The 21,479-nt window shown below is 72.1% G+C and carries 15 protein-coding genes and 1 pseudogene; 3 read left to right on the forward strand and 13 right to left on the reverse strand.

From position 1 onward, the window contains the following. Positions 1 to 45 precede the first annotated feature (45 nt). The 4 genes and pseudogenes from ACWC2B_RS19900 to ACWC2B_RS19915 all read right to left on the reverse strand — a co-directional run bounded on the left by ACWC2B_RS19900 (position 46) and on the right by ACWC2B_RS19915 (position 4,143). Positions 46 to 1,227, reverse strand: a complete 1,182-nt coding sequence (locus ACWC2B_RS19900) for a sensor histidine kinase (RefSeq protein WP_450718251.1) — start codon at positions 1,225 to 1,227, stop codon at positions 46 to 48. Next, on the reverse strand, positions 1,224 to 2,903 hold the full coding sequence (locus ACWC2B_RS19905) for a sodium/solute symporter (RefSeq protein ID WP_450718253.1): 1,680 nt from the start codon (positions 2,901 to 2,903) through the stop codon (positions 1,224 to 1,226). Before ACWC2B_RS19905 ends, ACWC2B_RS19900 begins: the two co-directional genes overlap by 4 nt. 95 nt (positions 2,904 to 2,998) lie before the next feature. Next, positions 2,999 to 3,352: pseudogene (locus ACWC2B_RS19910) on the reverse strand (hypothetical protein); the annotation flags it as partial. Between the two features lie 44 nt (positions 3,353 to 3,396). Further along, positions 3,397 to 4,143 carry a LytR/AlgR family response regulator transcription factor gene (locus ACWC2B_RS19915; RefSeq protein WP_450718255.1) on the reverse strand — a complete coding sequence of 249 codons (747 nt, stop codon included), beginning with the start codon at positions 4,141 to 4,143 and terminating at the stop codon, positions 3,397 to 3,399. A gap of 123 nt (positions 4,144 to 4,266) precedes the next feature. Here ACWC2B_RS19915 and ACWC2B_RS19920 point away from each other — a divergent pair, with 123 nt between their 5' ends. Next, positions 4,267 to 4,887, forward strand: coding sequence for an anti-sigma factor family protein (locus tag ACWC2B_RS19920; protein ID WP_450718257.1), 621 nt, complete (start codon positions 4,267 to 4,269; stop codon positions 4,885 to 4,887). Positions 4,888 to 4,907: 20 nt separating this feature from the next. Here the strand turns inward: ACWC2B_RS19920 and ACWC2B_RS19925 are convergent, their stop codons facing one another. The 7 genes from ACWC2B_RS19925 to ACWC2B_RS19955 all read right to left on the reverse strand — a co-directional run bounded on the left by ACWC2B_RS19925 (position 4,908) and on the right by ACWC2B_RS19955 (position 16,482). Next, complete coding sequence (locus ACWC2B_RS19925; protein WP_450718259.1) at positions 4,908 to 5,768, reverse strand: Fpg/Nei family DNA glycosylase; 861 nt, start codon at positions 5,766 to 5,768, stop codon at positions 4,908 to 4,910. A 29-nt stretch (positions 5,769 to 5,797) separates the two neighbouring features. Beyond that, positions 5,798 to 7,132: a wax ester/triacylglycerol synthase family O-acyltransferase gene (locus ACWC2B_RS19930; protein WP_450718261.1), complete on the reverse strand. Its 1,335-nt coding sequence runs from the start codon at positions 7,130 to 7,132 to the stop codon at positions 5,798 to 5,800. 174 nt (positions 7,133 to 7,306) lie between these two features. Further along, positions 7,307 to 9,301: a SpoIIE family protein phosphatase gene (locus tag ACWC2B_RS19935; protein WP_450718298.1), complete on the reverse strand. Its 1,995-nt coding sequence runs from the start codon at positions 9,299 to 9,301 to the stop codon at positions 7,307 to 7,309. A 174-nt stretch (positions 9,302 to 9,475) separates the two neighbouring features. Further along, positions 9,476 to 10,501: a hypothetical protein gene (locus ACWC2B_RS19940; protein ID WP_450718263.1), complete on the reverse strand. Its 1,026-nt coding sequence runs from the start codon at positions 10,499 to 10,501 to the stop codon at positions 9,476 to 9,478. Positions 10,502 to 10,649: 148 nt separating this feature from the next. Beyond that, complete coding sequence (locus ACWC2B_RS19945) at positions 10,650 to 11,825, reverse strand: DUF6777 domain-containing protein (protein ID WP_450718265.1); 1,176 nt, start codon at positions 11,823 to 11,825, stop codon at positions 10,650 to 10,652. Positions 11,826 to 11,926: 101 nt separating this feature from the next. Then, the gene (locus ACWC2B_RS19950) at positions 11,927 to 14,281 is read right to left on the reverse strand and encodes an alpha-L-fucosidase (RefSeq protein WP_450718267.1); all 2,355 of its coding nucleotides are present in this window, start codon (positions 14,279 to 14,281) and stop codon (positions 11,927 to 11,929) included. Between the two features lie 173 nt (positions 14,282 to 14,454). Next, positions 14,455 to 16,482, reverse strand: coding sequence for a prolyl oligopeptidase family serine peptidase (locus ACWC2B_RS19955; protein WP_450718269.1), 2,028 nt, complete (start codon positions 16,480 to 16,482; stop codon positions 14,455 to 14,457). 328 nt (positions 16,483 to 16,810) lie between these two features. Between ACWC2B_RS19955 and ACWC2B_RS19960 the strand changes: the two genes are divergently transcribed. Next, positions 16,811 to 18,481: an amidohydrolase gene (locus tag ACWC2B_RS19960; protein WP_450718271.1), complete on the forward strand. Its 1,671-nt coding sequence runs from the start codon at positions 16,811 to 16,813 to the stop codon at positions 18,479 to 18,481. A gap of 58 nt (positions 18,482 to 18,539) precedes the next feature. Here ACWC2B_RS19960 and ACWC2B_RS19965 read toward each other — a convergent pair whose 3' ends face one another. Further along, the gene (locus ACWC2B_RS19965; RefSeq protein WP_167152006.1) at positions 18,540 to 18,713 is read right to left on the reverse strand and encodes a hypothetical protein; all 174 of its coding nucleotides are present in this window, start codon (positions 18,711 to 18,713) and stop codon (positions 18,540 to 18,542) included. A gap of 343 nt (positions 18,714 to 19,056) precedes the next feature. Here ACWC2B_RS19965 and ACWC2B_RS19970 point away from each other — a divergent pair, with 343 nt between their 5' ends. After that, on the forward strand, positions 19,057 to 19,629 hold the full coding sequence (locus ACWC2B_RS19970) for an inositol oxygenase family protein (RefSeq protein ID WP_450718274.1): 573 nt from the start codon (positions 19,057 to 19,059) through the stop codon (positions 19,627 to 19,629). Between the two features lie 76 nt (positions 19,630 to 19,705). On the opposite strand, the gene ACWC2B_RS19975 is transcribed toward ACWC2B_RS19970, so the two are convergent. Continuing rightward, complete coding sequence (locus ACWC2B_RS19975) at positions 19,706 to 21,232, reverse strand: SDR family NAD(P)-dependent oxidoreductase (protein ID WP_450718276.1); 1,527 nt, start codon at positions 21,230 to 21,232, stop codon at positions 19,706 to 19,708. Between the last annotated feature and the right edge of the window lie 247 nt (positions 21,233 to 21,479).

A 21,479-nucleotide genomic window follows, 5' to 3' on the forward strand; every position in this document is an offset into this window, starting at 1 on the left:
CCTGCGGCTGCCCGGCGACCTGCTTGACTCATACCTGACCAAGCGTCAACTGTGCACACCTGCACGGTACTTGGGGATCCGCGCTGTCACCTTCATGCCCGCGCCGATGCCGGTCTCGATGACCAGGCCGTACGCGTCGCCGTACACCTGGCGGAGCCGTTCGTCGACGTTGAGCAGGCCGATGCCGCCCGACGGGTCGCCGTCGCCGCGCAGTATGCGGCGCAGTTGCTCGGGGTCCATGCCCTCGCCGTCGTCCTCGATGACGACCTCGGCCTCGTTGCCCGCGTCCAGGGCCCTGATGGTGATGCGGCCCGCGGCGACCGCGCCCTCAATGCCGTGCTTGACGGCGTTCTCGACGAGCGGCTGGAGGCAGAGGAAGGGCAGCGAGACCGGGAGGACCTCGGGCGCGACCTGGAGGGTGACGGAGAGCCGGTCGCCGAAGCGGGCCCGTACCAGAGCCAAGTACTGGTCGATGGAGTGGAGTTCGTCGGCGAGCGTGGTGAAGTCGCCGTGTCTGCGGAACGAGTAGCGCGTGAAGTCGGCGAATTCCAGGAGGAGTTCGCGGGCCCGCTCCGGATCGGTCCGTACGAAGGAGGCGATCGCGGCGAGGGAGTTGAAGATGAAGTGCGGGGAGATCTGGGCGCGCAGGGCTTTGATCTCGGCTTCGATCAACCGAGTGCGGGAGCGGTCGAGTTCGGCGAGTTCCAGCTGTACGGAGACCCAGCGGCCGACCTCGCCCGCCGCTCGCGCGAGGACCGCCGACTCGCGGGGCGCGTAGGCGACAAGGGTGCCCAGCACTCGGTGGTCCACGGTCAGCGGGACGGCCACCGCCCAGCGCAGCGGGCAGTCCAGGTCGTCGCAGGACAGCGCGAACGCCTTGTCGCGGCCGGTGTCGAGCATCGCCCTTATCTGGTCCATGACGTGGGCGCTGTGGTGCTGCTCCCCCGCCCCGTCCCAGGTCAGGATGGTCTCGCGGTCGGTGAGGCAGAGCGCGTCGGTGCCGAGCAGCGAACGAAGGCCCCGGGCCGACTTGCGGGCCGCCTCGCTGGTGAGCCCGGCCCGCAGCGGGGGCGCGGCGAGCGAGGCGGTGTGCAGGGTCTCGAAGGTGGCGTGCTCGACGGGGGTTCCGACATCGCTGGTACGTCCTTGGCGTGCGGTGCGTCGGCCGAGCAGGAATCCGGCGGCGGCGAGCAGCGGGCCGAGGAAGAGCAGTGCGGCCAGGGTCATCGGCGTGCGCCTCCCCCACGGGCCAGCGCCTCGGGCAGATGGAAGCGGGTCATGGCGGCGTTGGTGCCCGCCGGGATGCGGCCCGGGGTCGCGAGCGACACCCCGATCATGGCGAGGAACCCGACGGGCACGGACCAGACGGCGGGCCAGGCGAGCAGCGCGTGCGCCAGGCCGGGCGGGGCCGCCCCGAGGACGGTGGCGGCGACGGCGAGCAGCGCCGAGCCACCCCCGAGCAGCAGCCCGGCGGCCGCGCCCGGCGGGGTCAGCCCCCGCCACCAGATGCCGAGGACGAGCAGCGGGCAGAACGAGGAGGCCGACACCGCGAAGGCCATCCCCACCGCGTCGGCCACCGGCACCCCGCTGACGAGCAGCGCCCCGATCAGGGGCACGGAGATCGCGAGCGGGGTGGCGAGGCGGAAGTGGCGTACTCCGCGCGAGGGCAGCACGTCCTGGGTGAGGACTCCGGCGACCGCCATGGTGAGCCCGGAGGCGGTGGACAGGAACGCGGCGAACGCGCCGCCCGCGACCAGCGCGCCGAGCAGGTCGCCGCCGGTGCCGCCGACGAGGCGCTCGGGCAGGAGCAGCACGGCCGCGTCGGCGTCGCCGGTGAGGGCGAGTTCGGGGGCGTACAGGCGGCCCAGCGCGCCGTAGACGGGCGGCAGCAGGTAGAACGCGCCGATCAGGGCGAGGACGACGACGGTCGCGCGGCGGGCCTCGCGGCCGCCCGGGCTGGTGTAGAAGCGGACGACGACGTGGGGCAGGCCCATGGTGCCGAGGAAGGTCGCCACGATCAGCCCGTATGTCGCGTACAGGGGGTATTCGGTGCGGGCGGCGCTGTCGGGGACGCGGGTCGCCTCGGCGAGGGCGAGCCGGGTGCCGGCCTCGACGCGGTGCTCGCCCGGCGGGAGGGTCAGCGCCTCGCCGTCGTGGCGCCGGCCGTCGACGGTGCCGTTCGCGCGGACCGGGAGGGGCTGCGTCAGACGCAGGGTCAGGGTGTCGGCGAAGCGCACGGTCTGCTGGTGGCGCAGCGCGGCCGGTTCGTCGTAGACGGGGCGCGGCGCGCCGTCGCCCTGCCAGGCGAGGACCAGGAAGAACACGGGTATGAGCAGGGCGGTCAGCTTCAGCCAGTACTGGAAGGCCTGGACGAAGGTGATGGAGCGCATGCCTCCGGCGGCGACCGCGAGGACCACGACGGCCGCCACAAGCACCGGCCCGAGCCACCCCGGCGCACCGGTCAGGATCTTCAGCGTCAGCCCCGCGCCCTGGAGTTGGGGAACCAGATACAGCCAGCCCGCGCCGACCACGAACACGCTCACCAGGCGGCGCACCGCCCGCGATTCGAGCCGCCCCTCGGCGAAGTCGGGCAGTGTGTAGGCGCCCGAGCGGCGCAGCGGGGCCGCGACGAAAAGGAGCAGCACGAGGTATCCGGCGGTGTAGCCGACCGGGTACCAGAGCATGTCCGGGCCCTGGACCAGGACGAGTCCCGCGATGCCGAGGAAGGAGGCGGCCGAGAGGTACTCCCCGCTGATGGCGGCCGCGTTGAGGCCCGGCCCGACCGTGCGCGAGGCGACGTAGAAGTCGGAGGTGGTGCGCGAGATGCGCAGGCCGAACCCGCCGACGAGGACGGTGGCGAGCACAACGGCGGTGACGGCGACCACGGCGTACGTCTGGCTCACGGGGCGGGATGGCGTTCTGTGGGGCGACCCGGCGTCGCGTGGCTTTCGGCCGGGCCAACTCGCCCTGCCTGTATGCCTGTTGGTTGTCTCTCCGTCGGCCGGTCGGCGACCAGCCGGGCGAAGTCGCGCTCGTTGCGTTCGGCGGTGCGCACGTACCACCAGGCGATGAGGCCGAGCGGCGGATAGACGGCGAAGCCGAGCACATACCAGGTGACGGCGTCGTCGTCCAGGGCGCGGAAGGCGAGCGGCAGGGTGGCGACGGTCAGGGCGAGGACGGCGAACCCGCTGAGCGCGGCGCGGAGTTGGCCGCGCATCAGGGAGCGCACGTAGGCGCCGCCGAGCGCGGTCTGCTCGTCGATCTCCGACTGGGCGCGGTGGCGCGGCAGCGGGCGGACCCTCCTCGGCTCCCCCGTGACCGTCTCGCGTCGCGCGGCCTGCTCCGGTGACATGGCGCGGAGTGTACGCAGCTGATCACCGCTCGGGGAAGGCCAGGTCAGCGGCCGGTGCGGCGCAGGAGGCGGTCCCGCACCGTGCGGGCGTGGCGTCGGCTGACGGGAAGTTCGGCGTCGCCGACCCGCACGCTCATGGTGCCCGCGTCCATGCGGAGTTCGTCGATCCGGTCGAGCGCGACGAGGTGGCTGCGGTGGATCCGGACGAAGCCGCGGCTGCGCCAGCGCTCCTCCAGGGTGGACAGCGGGATCCGTACGAGGTGGCTGCCGCGGGCGGTGTGGAGCCGGGCGTAGTCGCCCTGGGCCTCGGCGTACGCGATGTCGCCGACGGGCAGGAAGCGGGTGACGCCGCCCAGTTCGACGGGTATCTGGTCGGGCTCCTGGACGCTCGCGCCGCGGTCGCCGACCAGCTCGGCCACCCGGCGGACCGCTTCGGCCAGCCGCTCCTCGCGCACCGGCTTGAGGACGTAGTCGACGGCCTTGAGGTCGAAGGCCTGGACGGCGAAGCCCTCGTGGGCGGTGACGAAGACGATGAGCGGCGGGCGGGTGAAGCCGGCGAGCAGCCGGGCGATGTCGAGTCCGGTGAGCCCGGCCATGTGGATGTCGAGGAAGACGACATCGACGCCCTGCTCGCCGTCGTCGCCCGCTTCGAGAGCGGCGCCGATGAGCCGCAGCGCTTCGGTCGCGCTGGTGGCGCCTTCGGCGGAGCGGATCCGGGGGTCGGAGCGCAGCAGGTAGAGGAGTTCTTCGAGGGCGGGGGCTTCGTCGTCGACCGCCAGTACGCGCAGCATGGGGTCGGAGTTTAGGCGGTGTCCGCCGGGCCGCGACCGGGGCCGATGCCCGCCGGACCCCTCCCGGGCGCGGGATACCGGTGGGACTTGAGTGTTCGGGCCGGTTTCTCCGTACCTGACGGCATGAGTTCGCCGCAGATCCACGAGGACGTCGGGGCCTATGCCCTCGGCGTGCTCGGTGTCGCCGACACCTTTCGTTTCGAGGAGCATCTCGCCGGATGCACCCCGTGCAGACGGCTGTTGACCGAGTTCGGGGGCGTGACGGCGCTGCTTGCCGCGTATGCCTCGGACGGTGCGCTGCCGGCCGGCCCGGTCTCGCCGGAGGTGCTGCACCGGATGCTGGGTGCGGTGGCGAAGCGGCGCCGGCGCGGGCACACACTGCGGATCGCGCTGGTGGCCGCGGCGGGGGTGCTGGTCGTGGGCGGTATCGGCGTCGTCCTGGAGCCGGCGGCTCCGCGCTGGCAGGTGGCCTCGCACGCGCCCGGGGTGACGGCGTCGCTGGTGACGGCGCCCAAGGAGTGGGGCACCGATGTGGAGCTCGGCCTCGCGGGCGCGGCGCCCGTGTCGTGCACGCTGGTCGCGGTGGGCCGGGACGGCTCCGAGCAGACGGTGGCGACGTGGGCGGACCGGGGCGGGCAGCCGGTGCGGATGCGGGGCGCGGCGGCGCTGGCGCAGGACGCCATCGCGCGGTTCGAGGTGCGGGCCGCGGACGGGGCACGGCTGGCGACGATCACACCCCGGTGAGGCGGGCCGTCTGAAGGGCGCTATTTGAGGAGCTTCGACAGCCGGCGGTCGGCGAGGATCTTGCCGCCCGTCTGGCAGGTCGCGCAGTACTGGAGCGAGGAGTCGGCGAACGACACCTCGCGGACGGTGTCGCCGCAGACCGGGCAGGGCTGCCCGGTCCGGCCGTGCACGCGCAGCCCGCTCTTCTTCTCGGCCTTGAGACGGCCCGCCGCGAGGCCGCGCGACCGCTCGACGGCTTCGGTGAGGGTGGCGCGCATCGCCTCGTACAGCGTGGTGATCTCCTGGTCGGTGAGGTGGGCCACGGGTTTGAACGGCGACATGCGCGCGACGTGGAGGATTTCGTCGCTGTAGGCGTTTCCGATGCCCGCGATGAGGGACTGGTCGCGCAGCGCGCCCTTGAGCTGACGCCGCTCGCCTTCGAGCAGCGCGGCCAGGTCGTCGCGGCCGAAGCCGGGGGCCAGCGGGTCGGGGCCGAGCCGGGCGATGCCCGGGACATCGGACGCATCGTGGACGAGGTAGGCGGCGAGGCTCTTGCGGGTGCCCGCCTCGGTGAGGTCGAAGCCCGCCCCGCCGACCAGCGCGACGCGCAGTGCGAGCGGCCCCTTGCCGGGTTTCGGCGGGGTGGTCGGCAGCGTGTCGTACCAGCGCAGCCAGCCCGCGCGGGCGAGGTGGACGCACAGGTGCAGCCCGTCGGCGTCGATGTCGAGGAACTTGCCGTGCCGGGCGGCACCGGTGACGGTGCGCCCGGCCAGGGCGGTGTACGGCGGGTCGTACGTCTTGAGGACGCTGATCGCGACGGGCAGGGCGCCCGCGATCTCCTGTCCGACCAGGTGGTCGGAGAGGAAGTCCCGCAGGGCCTCGACTTCGGGCAGTTCCGGCATACGTACCAGGGTGCATCGGCCGTGCGGGCTCAGCGAGCCGCGCTCGCCCCGATGAGGTCCGCCAGCTCGTCCCCGAAGGACTCGGCGAGCCGGTCCAGGTCGGGTACGGCCTTGCCGTCGGCGACCAGGCCGATGTGGACGCTGCCGCCGTACGTGGACATGGCGATCGCGAGGGACTGGCCACGGGCGAGCGGGGCCATCGGGTAGATCGCGCGCAGCGGGCAGCCGCCGAGCGAGAGCTGGGAGCGGGGCAGCGGCACGCTGGTGACGAGCAGGTCGAAGAGGATGCGGGCCGCGTTCCCGGCGAGGGGCGCCCCGAACCGGTGCGCGAGCGGCGGCAGTTGATCGGCGAGCAGGGCGACGGCTCCGGCTCCGCGTCCGGGCCCGGCGGCCTTGTTGCCGTCCATGGCGGTGCGTACGGCGGCGAGCCGGGCCAGCGGGTCGGGCTCGGCGACCGGCAGACCGAGCAGATACGCGGAGAGCTTGTTGCCGGAGCCGGGCGGGGCGCCGGGGCGGCGGCGCGAGACGGGGACCAGGGCGCGCGGTTCGGCGCCCGGGATGCTTGAGCCGCGCTCCAGGAGCCAGCGGCGCAGCCCTCCCGCGACGACCGCGAGGAGTACGTCGTTGGCGGTGCCACCCTCGGCCCTGCGCACCCGCTGGACGTCCTCGTGGTCGAGCACGGCGGTGGCCAGGCGGCGGGTGCCGCTGGAGTCGGCGGCGAGCGCGGAGCCCGCGCCGAGTTCGAGGCGGCTGGCCCGCATCACCGAGGCGCCGATGCCGACGGCCCGGGTGAGTTCGCCGACCCGGTCGCGGGCGAATCCGGCGACCTGGCGCGGGCCCGGCAGCCAGGAGCGGGGCGGCACGGGGCGGCGGCGCCGGGCGCTCGGGGCGGCGAGCTGGTCGAGGATGCCCGCGCCGATGGCGACGGCGCGCATGCCGTCGGCGAGCGCGTGGTGCAGCTTCACCAGGACCGCGAAGGCGCCGTCGTCCTCGCCGGTCAGGACGTACATGCGCCAGGGCGGCAGGCCGCGTTCCAGCGGCCGCTCCATCAACTCCCCTGCCATCCGGGCGGATTCGGCCGGAAAGTCGCCTGCGGGCAGGCGCACCCTGCGGACGTGGCGGCGCACGTCGAAGTCCTTGTCGGCGACCCAGGCCGCGCCGCCGACGGGCAGCCACACGCCGCGTACGCACATCCGCAGGCGCGGGATGGCCGCGGCGCGTTCGGCGAGCAGTTCGAGGATCTGCCCGCCGTCGGTGCCGGGACGCGGGTCGAAGTGTGCGAGCGCACCCAGATGCATGGGGTGCTCCGCCGATTCGAGGTGCCAGAACGCCAGATCAAGAGGTGCCAGCAGCTCACTGCTCAAGGGGTCCTCGTGTCAGTCGGAGGCCGGTCGGGCGGCGATGGTTCCGCCCGTACAGAGTGAGCAGTGAAACCCCCACGAACGGTTACGGTCAAGTAATGAGCTGTTACGTATAGCTACCGTCAAGTATTGATCAGTTGTCGATCAGGTTGTGGTTTCCGGCCTGACACCCGCCGCCTATCGGCCGATGCCGCGCTCCGGGACGACGAACTCGCACCACACGCACTTGCCGCTGCCGCGCGACTCCACGCCCCACACGTCCGCGAGCCGGTCCACCAGCATCAGGCCGCGCCCGGACACCCCCGAGGAGCCGGCCTCGCGGCGGCGCGGCAGGGCGCTGGAGCGGTCCTCCACCTCGACGCGCAGGCGGTGTTCGGGGCCGGAGAGGGCCCGGATGGTGACGATCGCCCCGCCGTCGGTGTGCATCAGGGCGTTGGTGATGAGCTCGTCGGCGGCGAGCTCGATCTCGTCGGACCGCTCGCGGGCGCCCCAGGCCCGGACCGCCGCACGGATCATGTGCCGGGAGGAGCTCAGCGCCTCCGGGTCGTTCTGCGCGACGTGCTGGCGCAGCCTGCCGCCGCCCTGCGGTACTTCCATGGCGCGCCGGCGCAGGAGCAGCAGCGCCACATCGTCGTCGCCGGCCCGCTCGTCGACGACGTCGCAGAGCCGGTCGGCGAGCGCTTCGAGGTCCTCGGGGCCGGACCGGACCAGGGACGCGAGGAGCTGCATGCCGTCGTCGAGGTCGGCGCCGGGCTGTTCCACGAGGCCGTCGGTGTAGAGCAACAGGGTGTGGCCCGGGTCGAGTTCGACCGTCGACACCGGGTATTCGAGCCGCCCGAACTCGGCCGACAGCCCGAGCGGAAGGCCCCCTTCGACCGGCAGTCTGCGGCAGCTGCCGTCCTGCAGGCGGATCAGCGGGTCGACGTGCCCGGCCCGCACGATCTGCAGCACGCCGGTGCTCAGGTCGGCCTCCGCGTAGGTACAGGTCGCGAACCGGTCGGTGTCCAGCTCGTGCAGGAACACCGAGGCCCGCGCGATCACGGTGGCCGGCGTGTGCCCCTCGGCGGCATAGGCGCGCAGCACGATGCGCAGCTGTCCCATCACGGCGGCGGCGTGCGTGTCGTGTCCCTGTACGTCGCCGATGGCCACGCCGACCCGGCCGCCGGGCAGCGGGATCACGTCGTACCAGTCGCCTCCGATGTCCCGGCCGAACCGCGCCGAGCGGTAGCGGACGGCGAGCTGTGCGCCGGGCACCTCGGGGATGCGGCGCGGCAGCATCGCCTGCTGGAGGCCTTCGGCGAGGTCGTGCTCCTGCTCGTACAGCATGGCGCGCTGCAGCGACTGGGCGATCGAACTGCCCAGCGCCACAAGGAGGTTGCGCTCGTCGCTGGTGAAGCCCCACTTGTCGCTGTAGAGCAGGCCGATGGCGCCGATGGGGCGGGCCTGGGCGATCAGCGGCAGGTAGGCGGCGGAGGTGATGCCGAGCCCGCTGATGTTCGGCCACAGGATCGGGTAGGACTCCGCGAAGTCCTTCGGCGACTCGATGAAGCGGGGCGCGAGGGTGCGGACGACCTCGCTCATCGGGTACTGCTCGTCGACCCGGGTCCACCGGGTGCCCGGCACGAAGCTGTCCTCGGGTCCCTCCGCGATCAGATGGATGCGGCCCGCTTCCAGGAGCCCCATCACGAGGCTGGTGGCGCCCAGGTACTCGGGGCCCCGCGAGTCCTTCATGACGTCGATGACGTCCTTGACGGTCCTGGCGTGCGCGAGGGCGGCGGTGGTGGCCTCGACGACGCTGGTCGTGCGCCGCCGCTCGTCGTCGAGGCCGACCCGCACGGTGGCTTCGGCGAGCTCCTGGGTGGCGTCGCGGACGATGCCGATGATGCGCAGCGGGCGGCCGGTCCCGTCGCGGCGGACGAAGCCCTGGGTGTGGGTCCAGCGCAGGACGCCGTCACGGCGACGGATGCGGAAGTAGACGCCGTAGTTGACGCTGCCGTTCTTGAGCGCCTGCGAGACGAGCGCGTCGAGCCTGTGGGCCTCGGCGGGCGGCACCCGGGCGGCCAGCGACTCGGGCCTGTCGTCGTACTCGTCGGGCCGCAGGTCGAACACGTCGAGCGCGGCCTCGTCCATGTGCATGAGGCCGGTGCCGAGGTCCCAGTCGAAACTGCCCATCCGCAGGTTTCGGCCGTACGAGTGAAGGAAGCGGCAGTCCTCGCCACCGGCCGGATCGCCGCAATGGCACAGTTCGCCCGCCCCTCCGCCCCCTGCACCCGCGTCCATGGGGCCACGCTAGGCGCAGCCCGGATCGCGCGCATCAGGGAGGCGGCGAGGGCCTGGCGGGAGGGGCTAGTGCGCCGGGGATGCCTTGCGCAGGGCGCTGATGCAGGTGCCGATGGCCGCCTGGAGGTCTTCGAGGCGCTGGACCATGTCGTCCTCGTAGATGTCGTCGGCGTCGTCGAGGGTGAGCTCCTCGAACACCTTCGTCGCCTTCTGCAGGCTGCTGTAGAACTTCGTGCGGCGTTCCTGGACGCGCAGCTCGGGGTCGGCCTCGACGGCCTGGACGACGAGGCCCTTGACGGTGTCGTACGCCTCGGTCGCCCACTCGCCGGCCTCTTCGGAGTCGTCGAGCTCGTCGAGCAGGGAGAGGTGCCGCTCGGCCTCGGCGCGGAGCTCGGCGGGGGCGTCCACGGTCTGGCCCGCGGGCGTGCGGATCTGGCCGTTCTCGACGATCTGGCGAACGTATCCGATGCGGTCGGCGGCCCGGGTCTCGCTGGCCACCGCCTTCTTCAGCTCGTCGGTGCGGGCAATGTCGCGGGCCAGCTCGGTCTGGAGCGCCGGGTCGTCCTTGAGCCGGTCCAGGAGCGCGGAGCGGGCGGCCTGGGCGGTGCCGGGGTCGGCGAGGATCGCGGCCCTGAGCGCGGTGGGGTTCTCCGCGACCTCCAGGGCCTTGGTCGGGCGGATGCCCTCGGCCTCGGCGGCCGCGGTGATGGCGGTGCCGCGCTCGGAGGTCGCGCTGGAGCGGGACACGTAATAGGTGAGCCAGACGTCCGCGTCGGGCAGGTCGATGTCCTCGCCCGGGACGAGCGCCTCGAAGAGCGGGACGAGGCCGTCGTCGGAGGCCTTGTCCCACGCCTTGTAGTAGCGCATGACGCGCTCCGCCGAGCAGCCGGCGAGCTCGCTGAACTCCTTCGCGGAGACCTTCGGCGTCTCACCGGCCGCCTGTCCGCCGGGGCGTACGCTGCGCGCCACCTTCAGGGCGAACGCCCAGCCGCCGGTGCGGGCGTAGGCACCGAACTCGCGGGCGTCGCGCGCCACGCTGTCGTGCACGTCGGCGGCGGGGGAAGGCTTCGGCAGGTCGATGGCGACGGTCACGGAGGACGCTCCTGGCTGCTGGAGGGAGGACAACGAACAAAGGACGCAGCCTATATGCACCTCTTGGTCCGTCTTTTCGGCCCTCCCCCACGTCGGGCCCCGCGGTCACCGGGCGCAGCCTGCCGGTGACCGCGGTCGTACGCCCGTCTCAGACGTTCTCCGACTCGGGCGAAGGCCCGAACATGTCGGAGTCCGGCCCGCTCGGCAGGTTCGTCGGGGTGTCCGTCGGTAGCGAGGGCGGGTTGCTGGGCGTGCCCGTGTCGGGCGGCGGCACCAGCGGTGAGAGTGTCGACGGGCTCGGCAGGGACGGCGTCGCGGTGACCGTCGTCGTGGCCGTGGGGCAGCCGCTCGGGGTCGGCGCGGGCGAGCTCGGCAGCCGGGCCGGCGGGGCGGATCCCGGCGGCGTCGGGGTCGGTGTCTGGGTGACCGTCACGGTCGGCGTCGGCGTCGGGCAGGTGGGGCTCGGCGGCGGCGAGCTGCTGACCGGTGGCGAGGTGCTCGGGCTCGCCGAAGGTGACGGCGGCTCGGTGACCGGCGGCTTGTTCGGGTCGATGTGGATGTCGGGCCGCTTGCGGTCGTGCTGCCCGTCGTCACCCCTCTCCCGCTCGATCCAGGTGTTGTTGGTGATGTTGACGATGATCAAGTTGTTGATGACCACTGTGGTGGGCCGGACGACGACGACCCGGTCACCGCGGAAGCCGGGCCAGGGCTTGCCCTTGTCGTTCCAGCTGCCCTGATGGGCGTTGGGCGGCTTCAGCGGGTTCCCGCAGGCACACCGCACGCGCGGCAGGCCGTGATCGTCGACCAGGACGGCGGTGCCGGCCTGGAGCACCGACTGGAAACTGGTCACCGAGCCGTCGCGGAAGCCGTGGTTGGTGACCCGGGTGTCGACGCGCAGCACGACGGGGGTGAGCCCGCGCAGGAAGCCCGCCACCGAGCCCGGGTCGACCCCGGCCGCCTCGGCGAACGCCCGGTTCTTGGACTGGTCGCCGCCGAGGAAGCGGATCTGCTTCTCCACGTCGCAGCTGGCCACCGACTGCGTACCGCCGTACAGGCCCGGCGTGGAGCCCGAGACGGTACTCGCCGACCGGAAGCTCGGCGTCGGAGCGCCGCTCTGGGTACCGGGCGGCGCGGCCGGAGTGGGGGTCGCCGTCGACTCGGCGGTGGACTGGGTGAACGGGTCCGGTCCCGCCGCCGCGATCGGCTGGAGGTTGAGGTCCTGTTGGCTGTCCGCGCCGTTGGCGCCGCCGCCGCATCCGGCGGCGAAGGCGCCGAGGGACAGCACGGCGGCGGCAGCGGCGATTCTTCGCAGGGTCGAGGACACGTGGATCTCCCACCTGTACGCCCCGAGTTGCCCCCCATTGTGTGCCGCAGGCTCACCCCTCGCGCAAACGGACGGGGTCCGCCCGGGTCAGAGCCCGTGTGTCACCCCAGCCACTCCACCTTGAACACCCAGGCGTGGCTGCCCGCGGCCCGCGCGGCGGCCGGCACGTCGATGACGAGCCCGCTGCCGCTGGTCCGCCAGGTGAGCGGCCGCCCGTGCCCGAGCATCGTGACCCGGTCCCCGGCCCGGATCGGCACGGGCGCCTCCACGGTGAGGTTCGCCCCCGGCTTGGCCAGCGAGTGGATGTAGAAGGCGCGCCCCGGCCGGATGGTGAACCTGAGGTCGGCGCCGAGCTGCGGCATCCGCGCCCAGTACGTGGAGCCGTAGATCGCCTCGCCGTTGGTTCTGAGCCACTGCCCCGTCTCGCGCAGCCGGCGCTGCATGATCTCGGGGATGGTGCCGTCGGCCCGCGGACCGATGTCGAGCAGGAAGTTGCCGTTCTTGCTGACGATGTCGACGAGGGTGTGCACGACCTCCTCCGTCGACATGTACCGGTCGTCCGGGGTGGCCTGGTTGTAGCCGTAGCTGAACGGGTCCAGGCCCCGGCTCGCCTCCCACTTCGCCGTCACCACCGTGTCGTAGGTGGCGTACTCGGGCGTGGTGAAGTCGTGCGGCCCGATGCCCGAGCGGTTGTTGACGGTGACCTCGATGGGGCGGCTCCGGTGCTTGGCGTGGTTGAAGTACTCGGCGAGCACCCGGTGGCTGTCGTTGGCACCCCCGATGTCGCACCACAGGACCTCCGGGTCGTATCCCTCGACCAGCTCCAGCATCTGCGGCGCCTGGAGGTCTTTGATGTAGTCCTTGCCGGGCGTGTAGCCGGTGTACGGGAGCGGCTGGAGGGTGTACGGGTTGCGCGGGCCGTGGCCCTGCCAGGGGCTGTCCGGGTTGAACCACTCCGGCATCGAGAAGTAGAGCCCGCGGTGCAGCTCGGGCGCGTACTGCTTGGACGCGTCGAACAGGGCGCGGACCAGGTCCTTCTTCGGGCCCATCTTGACCGCGTTGCGGTCGGACACCTTGGTGTCCCAGAGCGCGAAGCCTTCGTGGTGCTTGGAGGTGAGGACGTGGTACTGGGCGCCGGCGTCCCGGAACAGCTCGACCCAGGAGCGGGGGTCGAAGCGTTCGGCGGTGAAGCGCGGGATGAAGTCGTCGTAGTTGAACGACTCGCCGTAGGTCTTGCGGTGGTAGGCGTAGGTGGGGTTGCGCGGGTCCTGCATCTGGGCCCAGTACCACTCGGCGTACTGCACGCCGACGGGCGCCCAGGCGGGCACCGAGTAGACGCCCCAGTGGATGAAGATGCCGAACTTGGCGTCCTGGAACCAGTAGGGCGCCTGGTGCGAGGAGAGCGAGGCGTCGGTGGGCGTGAAGTCCGGGACTCCCAGGGTGAGTTGACGGGACACGGAGGCGGCTTCCTGACCCCGCCCTCGCGCGACCACGCGGCCGGGACGCACCGTGCCCGGCGTGGTGCCGGCCCCGGGGCGGATGCCGACGCGGACCCTGGCCTGCTCGCCGGGTGCGAGCCGGGGTATCCGGGCGGCTTCGACCGTACGGGCTCCGTCGACGTCGACCTGGACGCTCAGCGCGTCGGAGGCGAGAAGGGTGACGGTGCCCGCGTTGATGACGGTGGCCTCGACGCTCTGGGCGCCGGAGGCCAGCGTCGTGGTGGTCGAGTGGGCGTCCCGGAAGGTCACCGCGCGCCCGTCGGCGGCGGGTTGCAGGGAGAGCGCGAAGACGTGCAGGGAGGGCTTGTCGGGCTGCGCGGGGTTGGTGACGGGGAGGGTGAGGGCGATGGCCTCGCGGACGGGGTCCATCGGCAGCTCGGCGCTCGCGACGACGACCTGGTGCGGGTCTTTCGCACCGCCCGGACCGTAGCGGTACGCGGCGGTCAACTGCCCGCTGCCGCTGTACCAGTCGGGCCCTCCGAGCACGGCGGCGGAGGTGCTGCCGTCGGCGTAGTGCACGGTCGCCCGACCCGACGCGTCCCCGTAGCTGGAAGCGACGAGGAACAGGCCGCAGAGATAGCGCCCCCGGGGCAGGTCGATGCGCTGCCCGAGGGCGACGATGTTGTTCTTGGCGCCGGACGCCGAGCCGGGGAAGGCGTAGGTGATGCCGCCCAACTGGACGGTTCCTGACGGGAGTTGTTCGCCGGGGAAGGTGTATCCCGATCCGTCGAAGTCGCCGCCGCGTGCGCTCGCGGTGTCGATGCCGTCGTTGTCGAACCAGCGGTCGAGCGCCACCGGAACGGCCGCGGGAACCGCGCCCCACTCACCGCCCTTGGCAGCGGCGCCGGTTGAGGGATCGAGGGGGTTCGCATCGGCCGTGGCCGGGGAGAGAAGAGCGGCGCCGACTGCCGCCCCCGCCGTCATTCCGAGTACGTGCCGTCTGGGAAGTTCGGTCATGACATCCGATGATTGGAGCGAATCGAAGGCGTGTCAATGCACTCCGCACAACAGAAATGCGCCTCCTGCTCGAACTCATCGGACCTATTGCCGACCGGTCACCGGTCCGACATGCTGGGGGCATACCGGACCGGTGAAGAAGGCAGCTGTCATACCGTCAACTCGCATACATTTCAGACCAGTTCGGGCCGCTGCCACTCCTCGCCGAGCACGTGGTGGTCGAGGAAGTTGAGCAGGGTCGCGTACCAGAGGCGGGCGTGGTTGGGGGCCAGGATCCAGTGGGCCTCGTCGGGGAAGTGCAGGAACTTCGCGGGGACTTCGCAGCGCCGGAGCTCCTGGAACAGGGCCATGCCCTGACCGACGGGGACTCGGTAGTCCTTCCCGCCGTGGACCACCAGCATGGGCGTGCGGATGCGGTCGACCAGGAGGGACGGTGAGTTCTCCTCGTAGCGTTCCGGCCGGGTCAGCGGGTCGCCGAAGATCCGCCGGAAGTAGGCCGAGGCGTCCGTGTCCGACTGGAAGGACCGCAGGTCCCAGATCGAGGCGTGCGAGACGATCGCCTTGAACCGGTCCGTCAGGGTGGCGATCCGGTTGGTCATGTAGCCGCCGTACGAGGCGCCCGCGAGGCCGGTGCGGGTCGCGTCGATGTCGGGGCGGGCCTCGGTCGCGTCGGTCATCGCCATCAGGTCCCGGTACGGCCGGCCACCCCACTGCCCCCAGCCGCGCTCGTGCATCTGGGGCCCGTAGCCGGCCGACAGGGCGGGGTCGGGCAGCAGGACCGCGTAGCCGCGAGCCGCGAAGGGCCACGGGTTCCAGCGCCAGGTCCAGGCGTTCCAGGAGGTCTCGGGGCCGCCGTGCGGGAAGACGAGCAGCGGCGCGGGCCGCTCGGCGGACGCGCCCTCGGGCAGCACGAGCCAGGAGCGCAGCGGGAATCCGTCGTCGCCCACCGCGTGCACCTCGGTCAGGGAGCCCGGCAGCCGGCCCGCCCCGCCGGGCGCCTTCAGGACCACGGGCTCCTGGTCGGCCGCGGCGGCGTCGAGGCGGACCGGGGTGGGCGGGGAGTCGACGGAGCTGCGCAGCGCGTACAGGGTGCGCCCGTCGGGCGCGACGCGGAGCGAGGTGTAGGTGCCGGAGGCGGTGAGCCGGGTGACGGTGCCGTCCGGGTCGCGTCGGAAGACGGGCGAGTGGCCGAGTTCGTCGGCGGCGAACCAGATGGCCGCCTCGTCGGGGCGGGGCGAGACCGCCGCGCCGATGGGCCAGTTCTCGAAGTCCGGCAGAAGCTCGCTCTCGGCGCCGCTGTCCACGTCGATCCGCACGAGGGTGTAGACGTACGGCGTCTCGTACGTCTCGATCCGCTGGCGGGTGCAGATCAGGCCGGTGCCGTCGGCGGTGAACAGCGGCGTGCTGTACGCGTATCCGTCCCGGTCGACCACCCTCAGCTGTTCTCCGGTGGTCGCTTCGGCGATCACGACGACGGTGCGGTCGCGGTCCGGCACCCCGCCGTCGACGAAGCGGGTGTGGGCGACGCGGGTGCCGTCGGGCGAGAGGGCGGTCGGGTCCTCGGTGACGAATCCCTGGCCGCCCGCGTCGATCGGTGAGCCGTGCTCGTCGCGGGTGCGGCGGACGAAGGTGTGCGGCTCGTCCGGGCCGAGGTCGCTGTCCCAGAACCGGGTGAGCCCGGCCTCGTAAAGGATGGCGGTGACCTTGGCGTCGGCGCGGTCCTTGAGCAGCTTGCCGTGTGCCTCGGCATCGGCCGCGCCGGGCAGCAGCCCCGCGGTGTAGGCGAGGATTCCGGTGTCGCGGGCGAGGGTGAACCCGGCGATTCCGCCGGGGTGGCGGGCTATGAGTGAGGCCTCGCCGCTCTCGGGCAGCGCCCACACGCCGGAGCCCTCGTCGGTGTCCTTGGCCGCGGCGGGATCGGTGTCCTCGCGCCCGGAGAGGAAGCACAGGGTTCCGTCCGAGGCGAACGCGGGCGCGGACTCGCCCTTGCGGGAGCGGGTGAGGCGGCGGGGCTCGCGCACTCCGGCGGGGTCGATGTCCCAGAGCCCGGACACGAGACTGTTGCCCTCGGCGTTGAGGCTCTGTACGGCCGCCACAAGGCGCTTCCCGTCGGGTGAGAGCGCGAGGGCGCTGACGCGCGGGATGGCGAGGAAGGCGGACAGGTCGTGGAAGGCGGTGGTCCCACCGGGTGTCTCGGACATCCGGTCATCCTGCCTTGCCGCGCTCGGCGGCGACAGGGCGTATAGGGCGTATCACGCACCTGACGTCCCGTCATACCTGGTTTCGCCTTTGCACCCTTCAGAGAGTGGCTCCGGGCACCCGGTAACCGGCGGGGCGGTGGCTGGCCGGTTCTCCTTCTTGTGCGGAGTACGGGGCGGGCCCAACACTCGGACGGGACAGCGAAGGCCGGCCCGCCTGCCCCGCCCCGAAGCCATCGACCAGTTGGGCGCTCGGCACACTCGGGCCCGGTCACGGGTGCACCCTCCGCGGGACTCGGCCGAAGCCGCCGGGCACCCTATGGAGGACTTCATGGCAAGTAGCAGTCCCGTCCGCGCAGTTGACACGATCTACTTCGGCGGGGACATCGTCACGGTCGACGACGCCCGGCCGACCGCGGAGGCGGTCGCCGTCAGGGACGGCCGGATCGCAGCCGTCGGCGACCTGCGGGAGTTGCTGGCGCAGGCCGGCGACGGCACCCGTTTCGTCGACCTCAAGGGGCGCGCGCTGCTGCCCGGGTTCGTCGACGCGCACAGCCATCTGTCCCTGATCGGCTTCCAGGCCGGAGCGGCCAATCTGCTGCCCGCGCCCGACGGGGAGGTCAACGACATCCCCTCCCTCCAGGCGCGGTTGGAGGCGTGGAAGACCACGGAGACCGGTCGCCGCTGGGACTGGATCGTCGGCTTCGGCTACGACGACGCGCAGATCGCCGGCGCCCGGCACCCGACCCGCGACGACCTCGACGCGGTGGACACGGACCGTCCGATCCTGGTCATCCACCAGTCGAGCCACCTCGGCTCGGTCAACAGCAAGGCCCTCGAACTGCTCGGGTACGACGCGGACTCCGAGGACCCGGCGGGCGGCGTGATCCGGCGCAGGCCCGGCAGCAGGGAGCCCAACGGCGTCCTGGAGGAGTCGGCGCTGTTCCACGCCTGGGGGCATTCGGCGGCCGGGTTCAGCGACGAGGACCGGATCTCGCTGATCCTGCTCGGCCAGCGCGCCATGGCCTCGTTCGGGTTCACCACCGCGCAGGACGGCCGGGTGATGACCGCGAAGGACCTGGAGATCCTCGAAACGGTCGCGGGGCGGCGGCTGTTCGACATCGACGTGGTGGTCTACCCGGACGTCTCACTGGCCGCCGAGCTCAAGAACGCCGAGGTGTCGGTGCCCCACTACCGCGACCGGCTGCGGATCGGCGGGGTGAAGCTCGGCCTCGACGGTTCGCCGCAGGGCCGCACCGCCTGGCTGACCCGGCCGTATCTGACCCAGCCCGACGGGGAGAGCGCGGACTACCAGGGCTATCCGGCGCTCGCGGACGCGGAGGTGGTGGCCGCGGTCGGCGACGCGTACGCCCAGGGCCGGCAGGTTCTGGCGCACACCAACGGCGACGCGGCCATCGACCAGTTCGTCATGGCGGTGCGGCAGGCCACCGCCCGGCACCGCCCGGTGGACCCGCGGCCGGTGGCGATCCACGCCCAGACCGTCCGCGAGGACCAGCTCGACGCCATGCGGGAGTTGGGGATCATCCCGTCGTTCTTCTCCATGCACACGTTCTACTGGGGCGACTGGTACCGGGAGACGGTGCTCGGCGAGGAGCGCGCGGCCCGTATCTCCCCGGCCGCCTCGGCGCTGCGCCGCGACATGATCTACACCTCGCATCACGACGCCCCGGTGGCGCTGCCCAGTTCACCGGCGATCCTGTCCAGCCAGGTCACCCGGGTGACCCGCAGCGGTCATGTGCTCGGCGAGGATCAGCGGGTGTCAGCGCTCGACGCGGTCAAGTCGACCACGATCCATGCGGCGCACCAGTACTTCGAGGAGGCGGTCAAGGGCTCGATCGCGGTGGGCAAACTCGCCGACCTCGTGATCCTGAGCGCGAATCCGCTGACGGTGCCCGCGGAGGAGATCAAGGACATTCGGGTCGTGGAGACCGTCAAGGAGGGGCGGACTGTTTACCCCGAGCCGGTCGGGCGGCCTAAGTAGCGGCCGGTGTACGCCTGTGCCCCCCGCTCTCGCAGGGGGCACGGTCCCGGCGTGTGGTTCAGTCGATGCCTGGCAGGATGTGCGGCTCCGCGAGGTCCTCCTCGTAACCGGCGAGACGGATCGGGGCCGAGCGGGCCCAGACCTCGATGTTGCGGAGCTTCTCGGGCCGGCCGGCCCGTTCGCCGCCGCGTTCCGGCGTCCGGCGTTCGCGTTCTGTGGTCTCTGGTGTCACCGCGCACTCCTTTGTGTCGCAATAACCCTGGGCGTCCCGGCTCGCGTCGTTCTCCGACCCGGTTGTCCGCCCGCAGGGCAGGGGCAAGGGCAGTTCTGACGCGGTGGCGCCGGCACTCTGTCCGCATCACGGCCACAGGTTGTGGCACGGATCCGGAACGGGCCTGGAGGGTTGGTGGACCCGCTGTGGCTACCGTTGGCACCAGAGTAACCAAATGAGCGCGGCCGCGCTCGATAGGGCCACTTCCTTTGCGTCAACTTTCCTTCGTCCGGCGTTCAGCCCGATGTTCATCCCGCCATGATCTGCTGGCGGTGTCGGCTGCCGCGCGCGGGGAGGAGACCACATGGAGCTGTCGAGCAGGCCCGGTCACGACCGGCCCGTGCGCTCGGTCGACGAGCTGATGGAGCTGCTTCACGCCTGCCGGGGCGCGTGGGACACCCCCGACCGCAGCGGTGATCCGGTCGATCTGCACGACCACGCGCTCCAGACCGCCCACCTGCTGCGGCGGTCCCACCCGGCCGACAAGGAGCTCCAGTTGGCGGGCCTCGTACACGATCTCGGGCATCTGCTCCGGCCCGGCGACGACGCGGGGCACGCCGACACCGCGGCGCGGGCGGTGGGGCCGCTGCTCGGCGCGCGGGTGGCCCGTCTCGTACAGCTGCACGTCCCCGCGAAACGCTACCTGGCGGCGGTCGAGCCGGACCGTACGCTCTCGCCGCAGAGCGCGCTGACGCTGCGGGCGCAGGGCGGGGTGATGGGGCCCGAGGAGGCGGCGGCCTTCGCGCGGGACCCGCTGGCCGAGGAAGCGGTGATCCTGCGGCAGGCCGACGACGCGGGGAAGGTCGTGGGCCTCGACGCGGGGGTCATGGAGGACTGGCGTCCGGTCCTGGAACTCGTCGCGCAGTACCCCAACTGACCTTCGGGCGGCGCCTGTTGACGCCGAAGGGCGGCACGCGCGACGCGTGCCGCCCTTCGCGACGAATCCCGGGGGCCTACCAGTTGGCGGGTGCGTAGTCCTTGAGGAAGACGCTGTGCAGGTCCTCGCCCAGCTCACCGCGCACGATCGGGTCGTAGACGCGGGCGGCGCCGTCGACGAGGTCGAGCGGGGCGTGGAAGCCCTCTTCGGCGAGCCGCAGTTTGTCGTGGTGCGGGCGCTCGTCGGTGATCCAGCCGGTGTCGACCGAGGTCATCAGGATCTTGTCGGTCTCGAACATCTCCTGGCCGCTGGTCCGGGTGACCATGTTCATGGCGGCCTTGGCGGCGTTGGTGTTGGGGTGTCCGGCGCCCTTGTAGCCGCGGCTGAAGACGCCTTCCATCGCCGAGACGTTCACGACGTACGCGCGACCGTTCGGCGCCTTGCGGGCGGCGTCGGCCATCGCCGGGCGCAGGCTGCTGATCAGGATGAACGGTGCGGTGTAGTTGCACAGCTGGGTTTCGAGCAGCTCGACCGGGGAGATCTGGTCGATCGACTGCACCCAGGTGTTGGTGTCGACGACGTCGGGGAGCAGGCCGCCCGCGTCCAGGGCGGTGCCGTCGTGGTGCTTGGCGATGCTGGCGTTGCCCGCGACCAGGGCGAGGTCGGCGACCCGCTGGGCGTCGAGGCCCGAGGTGCCGACGGGCAGCGCGGCCAGGCCGTCGACCGCGCCGGAGTTGAAGGCTCCGATGACCGCGTGGGCGGGGAGTTCACCGGCCGGCAGCGGGGCGTTCTCGCCGTCCACCAGGGCGGCGTAGGCGGAGGGCAGCCGGCGGACGGTCTGCGTGGCGTTGTTGATCAGGATGTCCAGCGGGCCCTGCTCGGCCGTCCGCTCGACGAGGGCGACGACCTGGGCCGGGTCGCGCAGGTCGATGCCGACGACTTCGAGGCGGTGCATCCAGTCCGCGGAGTCCTCCATCGCCTTGAAGCGGCGGATGGCGTCCTTGGGGAAGCGGGTGGTGATGGTGGTGTGCGCGCCGTCGCGAAGGAGTCGCAGCGCGATGTACATGCCGATCTTGGCGCGGCCGCCGGTGAGCAGGGCGCGCTTGCCGGTGAGGTCGGTGCGCGCGTCGCGGCGGGCCCGGTTCTCGACGGCGCACTTCTGGCACAGCTGGTGGTAGAACGCGTCGACCTCGACGTACCGGGTCTTGCAGATGTAGCAGGACCGGGGGCGCTGGAGTATGCCCGCGATCTCGCCGGTGACGGACGAGCTGGGCAGCAGGCCCTCGGTCTCGTCGTCGATGCGCTCGGCGGAGCCGGTGGCGGTCGCCTCGGTGACGGCCCGGTCGTGGGCGGTCTTGGCGGCGCGGCGCTCCTGGCGGCGGCGCTGCTTCACGGTCCGGTAGACGCCGGCGGTGGCGCGGCGCACGGCGATCGCGTCGGGGTGGTCGACGTCGATCTGGTCGAGTTCCGCCAGCACGCTCAGGCAGAGCGCGAGCCGCTCGGGGTCGATGCCGGGCCCGAAGTCCTGGTCGACGCCCTGCTCGGGCCGCTCGTCGACACCGGGACCCTGCTGCTGGTCCTGGAAGTCCTCTGTCACCGTCATCGCCGCTGCGTTCCTCGATCAGTCGTGAATATCAAGTTCCCAAAATCGCCATGGTACGGAGCGATCGCCCTCCATACCAAACCGCCCGCCCCGGGGGAAGCGGGGGCGGGCGGTGATCACGGGGCGGCTAAGAGCCTGTGTCTAAACCCCGCCCGGATCAGACCGCGGCGTCTGGTGCGTGCGATCGCAAGGCGCCGGAAGGTCCTCGATGGGGGTACCCCCTGGTCTTCAAGACCTTGGGGGAGGA

Source organism: Streptomyces sp. NPDC001415 (genome assembly GCF_053597395.1).